The organism is Microcystis sp. M_OC_Ca_00000000_C217Col (genome assembly GCF_007095585.1).
Lineage (GTDB): Bacteria > Cyanobacteriota > Cyanobacteriia > Cyanobacteriales > Microcystaceae > Microcystis > Microcystis panniformis.
The window spans coordinates 1-10140 of record NZ_SFBV01000177.1; the positions used below are offsets into that span (position 1 = coordinate 1).

Sequence of the window (10140 nt, forward strand, 5' to 3'; positions counted from 1 at the left end):
ATTTACACCTATCCCGATGTGATGGTGATTAAAGGTCAACCTCTCTATCAAGGTAATAGTCAATCTAACGTGATCAATCCTTTAATTATTGTCGAAGTTCTCTCTAATTCTACCCAAGCTTATGACCGAGGGGATAAGTTTAAATTCTATCGTTCCTTGCCAACTTTTCAGGAATATATTCTGATTGAACAATCTAGTTATAGTGTAGAACGTTACTATAAACAAAAGGATGATCAATGGTTAGTTGATTTCCTTACAGGGGAAAATGCAGTTTTACAATTGGTGTCGGTGGATTGGCAGATTTCTTTGCAAGATTTATATCAAAGAGTCAATTTTGACCTAGCAGAAACCTAAAATTAAAAAAAAGGTGAAAAAGAGTCGCTATCAAGAAACTCATTATCTCAAAATAGCTAATCTTTTTTGTTATAATAGACGGACTACTATATGTTAAATCTATGGACGCTCTAGATTTTTCCGATCAACTACAATGGACCGCAGAAGCAAAAGCAAAACTGAAAAATATTCCCTATTTTGTTCGTTACCAAGCGCGTCAAAGGATAGAAGAATTAGCTCGTCATGCCGGTTCCGATCGAGTTACCGTGGAAATGGTGGAACAGGCTAGAGTAGAATTCGGACAGTAGATTTTTAGCCGCCAATTTGGGACATAGTACGGGTATAAATGCCGCTTGATGTGCCGGAATCACGCAGTTTAAAGTTTATTTCTGCCTTCAGTTCTATTAATTCCCGCACTCTTTCCCTGATTTCTGCTGGCGAAATTCCCTGACGGAGGGCAGTTTTTAGGTCAATTTGTCCGGTTTCGTTGAGGAGACAGGGACGCAACCAACCATCGGCCGAGAGACGTAGGCGGTTGCAGCGATCGCAAAAACACTCCGACATCTGACTGATAAAGCCGATTGTACCCTTAGCCCCCGGAATTTGAAAAACATCGGCTGGACCATTTCCCCGCACTTGACCCTCATTTAAGCCCCATTTTGCCCGAATTCGCCCCCTTAATTCCTCGTTGGCAATCCAAGCTTTTTCTTGAAATAAATCACCGTTACCGATGGGCATAAACTCGATAAAACGGACGTGCCAACGCTTATCGATGGTCAAAGCCGCTAAATCTTCCACTTCTGCCTCATTTATCCCCGGAATCACCACCACATTCAATTTTAAGGGGTCAAAACCCACCCTCTGGGCTGCTTGAATACCTGCCCAAGTTTTTTGCCAACGACTCCGGCCGCGATTACCGATAATCTTATCGAAAGTGTCGGGGTCGAGGGAGTCTAAACTAATATTAATCCGTCTTAGTCCGGCTTCATACAACATTTCGGCTAAATTGTCAAGTAAATAGCCATTAGTGGTCAAGGCTAAATCGCTAGTAGCAGATAAAGAGGCGATGTCGCGCACAATCTCCACTACTTCGGGATGTAAGAGAGGTTCCCCACCAGTAAGACGAAATTTGCGGAAACCGAGGGGAATAAAGACATTTTTGACTAAAGTAAGAATTTCCTCCCGGGTGAGTAAGTCTTGTGGTCGAACATAGGCCAATTCTGCATCTTCAGGCAGACAATACTGACAGCGAAAGTTACAGCGATCGATTAAACTAATCCTGAGATAGTCGATTTGGTTCATGTTCACGGGGAAATACTGTCATAAAACTTCATGAATTGATCATAACAATTCCGGCTCGATCGATATCTAAACATCGGGCCAAGTTTCTAGAAAACCATGGCTAGATCTAGATTTTAGTCTATGATGACAATAGATTTGCTCAATGGCAAGAGCCAAGAACGATTCTGAAATCTGGCAATTTTTCTTGATTGTACTTAACCAAAAAGGTCAGCTAAAACCCGAAAGAAATATTAAACAATCCTCTAGATATGGACAAACAGGATACTATCTAATACTCAATCCGTTGAGGCGTTGGGTTTCATGCTTCAACCCAACCTTGTATATTGAGAGAAGTGGTAGACCGTCCCAACCTTGGTCAGAAAAGACCTCTTCGTAGCAAGGGTCACCACCATAATCTCCCTGACAAAACTCGAACAGTCGCCAGGGTCGTCGCGAAAACAATCAATTGTTAGGCTAACAGACCGTATCGGGCAAGGATGAGTAAAATCAAGGGGATGCTCTCAAAAATAACCATTAATCTCGCCAATTTCTCAGGTTTAATCAGGGAAAATATCTCTCAATGGGTAGGCATTGACATTAGCAAAGCGACCCTAGATGTTTACCTTTCTAAACTGGTCGAGACCCTAAAATACTACACTGTCAACCTCATTGTTCTGGAAGCGACAGGAGGTTGAGAAACTGAACTGGTGATTCAATTACAAGCAGCGGGTTTACCGGTCGCCTTAATTAATCCCCGTCAAGGAAGAGACTTTACTAAAGCCACTGGTAAGTTAGCCAAAACCGATGCCATGGACGCTCAAATTTTAGCTCATTAACTGCCCCGGAAAACTCAATCAAGAAATTGAGAAATTGACCCAAGCTAACCAAGAATGGCTGGAGAAAGTCAATTTACTAAAAACCGTGCCGGGGATTGGTCAAGTAAGTAGTCATGCAAAATAAATTTCCTAGTGAAGACAGGCAAGAGGCAATAGGCAAGAGGCAAAAGCTTTATCGAAATGTGTAATTAATTTTGCTTAGGTACTTAATTTCTACTAACCGCCAAACAAATCTCTCGCTTAGTCGGTGTTGCGCCCATCAATCCTGATAGTGGTCAACATAAAGGTAAGCGGATGATTCAGGGAGGTCGCGCTCAGATTCGGGCGACTCTTTACATGGGAGCGGTGGTAGCTATGGGTCATAATCCGGTGATTAAAGCCTTTTACGAACGCCTAGTCGGACGCGGTAAATCAAAAAAACTGGCTCTGACTGCTTGTGTGCGGAAAATCTTAGTCATTCTTAATGCAATGGTTCGCCAAAATCAGCCTTGGCAGCAACAGACAATTTACAGCCTTGTTCCTAGAGATTCACACTTTTTGTTATCTCTAATCAAGGGTTGCGCTTGCTTTGGTTTAACCTGAGCAGCTTAGCTTTTGCTGCGCTTTTTTCTGGTTTGAGATTTTGAGTTTTACGGCAACTGCTTGAGTTTTTTTGAATTACCCCTTGACAATCAAGACAGTCCCTACACTATACTCGTTGTCAAACAGCCAAGTTATGGTTCACAATTAGGCTATTTTATGGGTAAATTCACAAAGTGTCACAACCGCTAGTGAAACTTGACCAATCTTTTTCTAGCATAAAAAAGAGGGTTCTACCGAACCTGTTATGTAAAAATAACAGGTTCTTCGGTTTGTCTTATGCAATTTTTGTCAATTGTTGGCGATCTGGAGCGAACTAATCAATTAAATCTCTTGCCAGATAAGGATTTAGTCGATTTATGCCCCCCTATCGAACCATACCAAGTAACGAAGAACCAAAAAAACCAGACTATTCTCTGCTTATTGTCCATAACGTCACCTTTTCCTTCAATAATCATTTCTTAGTTGTTGCCAAAATCTCAACCCTTTTCCCTTTCCCCTTTTCCCTGTTCCCCGTTTCCTTTTTCAATCATCAGTTTAGCATACTAAGTTCGGTAGAGCCAGAAAGAGAAATAAAAAAGAGGTGATTGAGATGTTTTTAAGCTATCTAGGATTTATCGGGTTTTGTGTGATTTTTGGAGCCTTAGTCTTACTAGCTTTTGGAATTTTACGATGGTTGCACATCCCGTCAGGAAATTTAATCGATTGGTTGATTGGGATCGCCAGTTTTTGGTGGTTGTTAGTGATTGTGACTGTTCCTTGGAACATTTATTTTGATGCCCAGGAAGTAATCGCAGAAGCAGCAATTTCTCAAGAGAAAAATATTACCGTAGATCAGAAACAAGTTGATTATGTTAAGACAGTAGCGCGTTGGTCAATTCGGCTTGCGATTGCCTTACATTTGCTGTCAGGAATTGGACTTTATACCTTAGCAGCAACGGGAATTAGTGCAGTAGGATATGTGAGTTCTGGTGCAACTTTATTATTGACAGCTTTACGTCCGGCGATTCGGGCTTATCAATATTTAGCCGTGCGTTTGTCAATGATTCGACAACAGATTAAGTATCCCAGAGAGGATGTAGTAGAGTTGCGTAATCGCGTCTCTATTTTAGAGGATAATCTGGCAATAATCAGGGAAAAACTGGATACCGAAGCAAATATACAGCAAGAAGAAGTCCAAATAAATCGCCAAGAATTAGCCCGTCTGAAAGCCTTACTAGAAAAATTGGAGGCTAAAAATCAGGTTGAACATGAAACCTTATCTCAGGAAGCACAAAATGCGATCGCACAACTGACAGAAGACAGTCAATTTCTCAATCATGTACGAGAGATTATTCGCTTTTTCAAGACAGCTTAGATGAGATTAATTTCTTAAGAGATCTAACCAAGGCTGAAACCCTTACTGTTCCCCGTTCCCTTGTCTCCCCAGTTAACTTTATCTTTATCTGATTACTTATGTCCTTTCAAGAGAAGCGAATCATCCCAATAGAAATCGTCAATCCAAGTTCGCCGGCCGAACTTTTACTAGCTCTCAAGCAATGGCTAGAATTAGATTTGATTGCCGACAAAAGACTAGAATTAGCAATAAATGCGAGAGAAAATTCAGTTCAAGAAACCCTCGCTCTGACAATAACCACCAGCGTCCCTTTATCTAACTTTTTAGAAGGTTTGGGGCAATGGCAGGAGCGAGGCTGGCTGACTGCTTCTCAAATCCGGGTTGTTATAAGAGTGAGAGCTTCCCATCCCTCTCTAGTACAAGGTTTAGAACAATGGCTCCAATTAGGATTACTTGGGGAATCTCAAGTCAAGCAACTGTGTCGGGAAAACCTCTCCTGTGTCGTGCCTATACTGACAACTGCCCCTACCAGAGAGCCGCTGCCAGACCCCATCTCCTCCCAGCAGACTCCCCCACCCGCGCTACCTTCTCGACGGCCAGAAGCTCCCCGTAGAATCCCGCCACAGCCGCCAACATCTCCTCGACGGCAGGAAACTCCCAGTCAATTCGGACAAATGTTACAGTCTCTGATGGCAGAATTGAGCGTCCTCTGGCTGCTGCTGTTGGGAGTCTTCATGGTGGTCATCTCCTCTGGTGTCCTCGCCGCCAACTTTTGGGAAAAATTCTCAACCGCCGGACAGTATGGGGTGTTGTGGCTTTATACTTTAGCTTTTTGGGGAGCCAGTTTTTGGAGTAGCCAACAGCCGCGCCTGCGCCTGACCAGTCAGGCTTTGCGCCTGGTTACTCTGTTGCTAGTACCGATGAATTTTCTGGCCATGGATAGCTTGGGCTTGTGGCGCAACCCTCTAGACTGGTTGATTGTGGTAGTGGCTGCCCTTTCCCTTACCGCCGTAACAGTTCAACTATTCCGGGGGAGGTACGGGGAAACTCGCCAGGCAGGATTTTCTCAAAGTCTGCCGAATCACTTGGGATTGAGCTATCTGCATTGGGGATGGGCAATTGGAGGTTTTCCCTTGCTGGCAACTTACTTGGGCATGGTGGGAACAACTTTGATCTCCCTTTCCCGTGTTCCTGAAGGAGCCGGACAAGAAGCAGCATCAAGGAGAGAAAGATTAGCCCCTTTTAGCTTAAATGAGGCAATTGTCGTCTATGGGCTAGTTATCCTGCTGGTGCGGGCAATTTTTATCGCTCAAGTAGAGATTAGCCAATTGGGGCTGGCTGTGGGGATTTGCGGCTGGTTAGCCAGTTGGCAGACCAGACAATCTGTTTCCTTGTGGCAGCGTATCGGCGGTAGCTTGCTGCTGCTAGGTTGGTTACTGTCGGTGGGTGAAACACCTTGGCAAGCCCTAGCAGTGAGTGGTTTATCACTCCTGTTTTTTGCCCGACGCATCGGTTACTCCTGGCGGAAGTTCGACTTGGCAGCAGCCTTGCTGATTGGGTTGCAGGGGTTGTGGCTGGCTTGGCGCTTACTTCCAGACACTTTCAGGCAAGGGGCAATCACCTTGGGGACTGGTTTAACTGGCGCTGAAGCTACCCCTTGGGCGTTACTAAGCTTAGTTCTCTTTCCTTACCTAGTCTTGATCCTATTCCTGACAGATTGGTTCTCCCAATTGGGCAAGCGGGAATTAGCCTCTTTTACCGGCTCGATAGCCTTGTTCTGGGGAACAACCTTGACCTTTTGCTCCTTAGTCAATCCTGCCTTGAGGACGCTCAACTTGGCAGCTTCAACCCTGGCGTTAGTAATTTTCAGCCAACGGCAAGTCAAACTAGCTTCCCTTCAAGAGATTTCCCGCCGTTTTCTCTCCCTGGCCTATCTCACTCACCTAGCTGGCTTGCTCACCCTAATTTTGGCGATTGACTGGGGATGGCCAAGGCTGAGTTGGGCAGTTTGGGGCGTGATTTTAATCATGCTGGCGGTGCTGGAATTGGCATTCAGCGTGAAACGGCCTTTTCCTGCTACTTCCTTGCTTCATCTCCTACACCACACAACTTGGAATCTGGGACTAATCTTGGCTGGGCTATCCTATGGCTTGTTTGTCCTCAATCAGGGGGCAGTTTTCGCCCAGTTGACCTCTGTGTTGGAGCACCCGCTTATGGGGCTAGAGTGGGGCTTAGTCTGGGGTTTGGCTCCCCTGGCCCTGACTGGGGTGGGAACTTGGAATCTGGCTCGGCGGGAAGTTGCCAGTTGGTTGAGTATAGACGCTTTAGCCCTGTGGCAGTGGCTTATCTTAACAGCCCTACTCCTGCAAGGGTTGGAACCAGGAATTGCCTCAATTGGCTTAGGGATGGCTACAGGATTGATGTTCGTCAATAGCCGTAACTTAGAGCAGGTAGCAGCAGCAGCGATTACCGTAGGTTTTGGCTTGAGTTGGCTGGCACTGTCTTTGTGGGATGGCAGTTTTGGTTGGGCATTGCGGCAAGAAGCAAGCTGGCTGTTGGCAGGGGTAATTACTGCGACAAGCTTGTGGATTCTCCGCCAATGCTTAAGGGCATTACCGAATAATTTGGCGAGAATTTATGCCCAGGTTAGCGATGGTTGGGCAACTTGCCTCTCGCTCCTGATGTTATTGGCGCTTTCTGGCAATGTCCTTAATTCTCCAGACGGTAGAGAAGCGATCGCCACTTGGCTGCTGATGGGGGCGACAGCTTATCGCAGTTGGCAACCCTCGCGCCAACCTAACCTAGTCATTTGGTTGAGCATCTCAGTCCTGCTAGTTGCCCAAATTCCCACCTGGGTAGGGGAAGAAACTCGTCTCGTCACCCTGGCGATCGCCACTGGGTTGATGTTCTTCCAGACTCATCGCCTACAAAAATTAGCAGCGGCTGCCATCACGGTAGGCTTGTCCTTGGGCTTGAGCGTTGCCTTACTAGAGAGATTGCCTCTCTCTGGATTAGATTGGCTGTTGGCGGGGGCAATCGCCCTTATCCCCCTCTGGCCGTTGCGCTATTGGTTGAGCCAGCGTACTTCTAAACTTGCCCTCCTCTATGCCCGCGCCTGCGATGGCTGGGCAATCGCCCTCTGTAGTCTGGAGTTGTCGATTCTGGTAGCTAACACCTCGATAGTGCAGGAGCCTTTCCGTACTCTCCTCTTGTCGCTCTTGCTTATGGGAGCAACCGCCTATCGCAGTTGGCAACCTCCCCGTTTTCCCTCAGCAATCTGGTTGAGTATTGCCACCTTATCCCTAGTCCAGTTGCCCTTGCTAGGGCTGACAGGGTACAGGCTAATCGGCTTAGGAATAGCAACTGGGTTGATGCTGGTTCATGCCTATTATTTACAACAAGGGGCGGCAGTTACCCTTACCATCGGCTTCGCTCTGGCTTTGTGGGGCATTTGCCTGTGGGATGGTTGGGCGGGATGGGCCTTGCGTTCAATTGACGGCTGGTTGCTGGCAGTTGCCTTGCTCTTAGCTGTCCTCTGGATGCTGCGAAGTTGGTTCTTGCGCCGCCAGAGCCAACTTGCCGCCCTCTATACCCAGTCCCTCGATGGCTGGGCAATTGCCCTCTGTAGTCTGGAGTTAGTCGCCCTGACTCTCCATTCTCTAGCCGTTTACTGGGATTGGATGGCGGCCTCAAGCCTCTCTGTCCTAGGGGCTGCCCTGACTTTAGGGGCGATCGCCTATCGAAGCTACCTCGAGCCGAGTAACTGGGGCATCTACGGGGTAGGCTGGAGCTTGGAACTGTTCACCATCGAAGTTCTCAACCTAACTAAGCAGTCTTTAATTGCCCTAGTGATCGCCAATATTCTCTTGGGATTGCTTACCCAACTGTTGGGAGATTGGTGGCACAGAGATCACAGGCGGGAAATGCTCAATAGCTGGAATATCCTACCCTTGCTCTATGGGGCCTTAGGAGCGGCTCTGCGTTGGGGATTTTTCAGTAGTTGGACTGGCTTGAGTTCTCTGGGACTGGTACTGATTGCCATCGGAGTTGGGCGGCGCTCTCCGGCCGGGAAGCCCTTGTTGTACCTGGGAATTGGCGGGATCTCCATCTCAGCCTACGAGCTATTGTTTTATCAAATTGCCGACCTGTCCCAAGGCGATCAATTTTTGGCAATGGCAGCCCTGGCCGCCAGCTTGGTTTACGGCTATCGATTGCTCTCTCCCTGGTTGGCTGGCTACTTGCATCTGACGGCCTCAGAATTGAAGTTGGTTGCCCACCTGCACTGGGCTTTGGGCAGTTGCCTGTTACTAGGGGCTTTATTCTATCCCGTTGCAGTCAATCAACTGTTGGGATTGGCAACCGGTATCTTTTTGACTCGTTATGCTATCTGGCAAGGGCGCAACCATCCTGACCAGGCGATCGCTGAAATCTGGGTCTATCTGGGTATTCTAGAAGCCACTGGGATTGGGGTTTATGCTGCCAATACTATTCCTCCGATGGAATTCTTCTCTCAATACCTAGTTTCTTGGTTGGGAGTAATCGCCTCTGGGGTGGCTGTTTTCACCTATCTGCTCCCTTGGCGGCTTTGGGGCTGGCCACCTCGTCCTTGGCAATTCCTCGCTCTTGTTCTTCCAGGACTCGCCCTTGGGGGCAGTTTAGACAAGCTCAATCCCCTAAGTTTGCTGGTGGTGGCTGGATTCTATGCTTGGCTGGCTTGGCTGCGGCAGCAACCCCGGTGGCGCTATCTTACCCTACTGTTAGTGAATTGGGCGATCGCCCTTTGGCTGGCGGCTTTCTCTCTGGCAACTCCCTTCGCCTACAGCAGTCTTGTCGGACTGTCTCTCCTCTGTCTTGTCTGGATAGAACCTACCTGTCAGGGGAGGCAAGGCAAATCCTTGCGCCACCTGCTCCGCCTCTTGGGAACAGGCATTATTGCTAGTGCGGCTCTCTGGTTTGATCATCAGACGGGAATCCTGCCTGGCATCCTCAGTTTAGTGGCAATTTTTGCCGGATTAGCCTTACGAATTCGCGCCTTCCTCTATCTTGGCACTTTTACTTTTGTGGCTAATGCTTTCTATCAGTTGGTAATTTGGATTTCCCTTTATCCTCTGCTTAAATGGATTATCGGATTGCTGGTGGGGGTTAGCTTGCTCTCAATTGCTGGCAATTTTGAAACTCGCCGTACTCAATTAACTAGCTTGCTGCAAAATTGGCTCCGAGACTTACAGGAGTGGGATTGACATACTCCCACCGTCAAGCTACGCTGTGACGGGGGATTCTTGACTTATCACTATCGGAAATTCCTTGTTCAACGAGACAACTTAAATTCTCAATGTCTCCACTGAAAATCCAGAGGTCGGACTCTCTATTATGCGTTTGGGTCGGTTTCTGTTTGCCCAACAGTACCGTTGAGATGATTTCCCAAATATTGCGACCCTTTTTTAAGAATGTTGATTGCCGCATTATGATCCCTATCTAAGACTGTTTTACAATTGAGGCATTGATGATTTCTAGTGCTTAATCTTTTTTGAACTCTCGTCCCACAAACTGAACAATCTTGAGTCGTGAAATGGGGAGGAACAGCAACACAAACAATCCGCTAAATCTTGGCAAAATAATTCAACCATTCGGTGAATTGATACCAAGAAGCATCACTAATTGACTTGGCAAGCTTACGGTTTTTGACTAAGTTTCTTACCTTTAAAGCTTCATAGACTACCAGATCATTAGACTGGACTAACGCCAAAGCGTCTTTAATTGCTTTGTCTTTACGTT

At 46.8% G+C, this 10140-nt stretch carries 6 protein-coding genes and 2 pseudogenes; 6 read left to right on the forward strand and 2 right to left on the reverse strand.

What is annotated here, in order from left to right; genetic code table 11:
* Together EWV66_RS10230 and EWV66_RS10235 are read left to right on the forward strand one after the other, a co-directional pair.
* Nucleotides 1-354: Uma2 family endonuclease (locus EWV66_RS10230; RefSeq protein WP_287115953.1), on the forward strand; the 354-nt coding region annotated here is incomplete at its 5' end.
* Between the two features lie 101 nt (nucleotides 355-455).
* Nucleotides 456-641, forward strand: a complete 186-nt coding sequence (locus EWV66_RS10235) for a PCP reductase family protein (protein WP_052275835.1) — start codon at nucleotides 456-458, stop codon at nucleotides 639-641.
* A gap of 4 nt (nucleotides 642-645) precedes the next feature.
* On the opposite strand, the gene moaA is transcribed toward EWV66_RS10235, so the two are convergent.
* Nucleotides 646-1635: a GTP 3',8-cyclase MoaA gene (gene moaA, locus EWV66_RS10240; protein ID WP_052275836.1), complete on the reverse strand. Its 990-nt coding sequence runs from the start codon at nucleotides 1633-1635 to the stop codon at nucleotides 646-648.
* Between the two features lie 494 nt (nucleotides 1636-2129).
* Between moaA and EWV66_RS24400 the strand changes: the two are divergent.
* The 4 genes and pseudogenes from EWV66_RS24400 (at nucleotide 2130) to EWV66_RS10265 (ending at nucleotide 9605) form a co-directional block, all read left to right on the forward strand.
* A pseudogene (locus tag EWV66_RS24400) lies at nucleotides 2130-3032 on the forward strand (transposase).
* Between the two features lie 276 nt (nucleotides 3033-3308).
* A complete protein-coding gene (locus EWV66_RS10255) occupies nucleotides 3309-3494 on the forward strand; it encodes a hypothetical protein (protein ID WP_071822930.1) in 186 nt (61 codons plus the stop codon).
* 127 nt (nucleotides 3495-3621) lie between these two features.
* Nucleotides 3622-4386 carry a hypothetical protein gene (locus tag EWV66_RS10260; RefSeq protein WP_002788156.1) on the forward strand — a complete coding sequence of 255 codons (765 nt, stop codon included), beginning with the start codon at nucleotides 3622-3624 and terminating at the stop codon, nucleotides 4384-4386.
* Nucleotides 4387-4484: 98 nt separating this feature from the next.
* Nucleotides 4485-9605, forward strand: coding sequence for a hypothetical protein (locus tag EWV66_RS10265; protein ID WP_287107887.1), 5121 nt, complete (start codon nucleotides 4485-4487; stop codon nucleotides 9603-9605).
* A 13-nt stretch (nucleotides 9606-9618) separates the two neighbouring features.
* On the opposite strand, the pseudogene EWV66_RS10270 reads toward EWV66_RS10265, so the two are convergent.
* A pseudogene (locus EWV66_RS10270) lies at nucleotides 9619-10140 on the reverse strand (RNA-guided endonuclease InsQ/TnpB family protein); the annotation flags it as partial.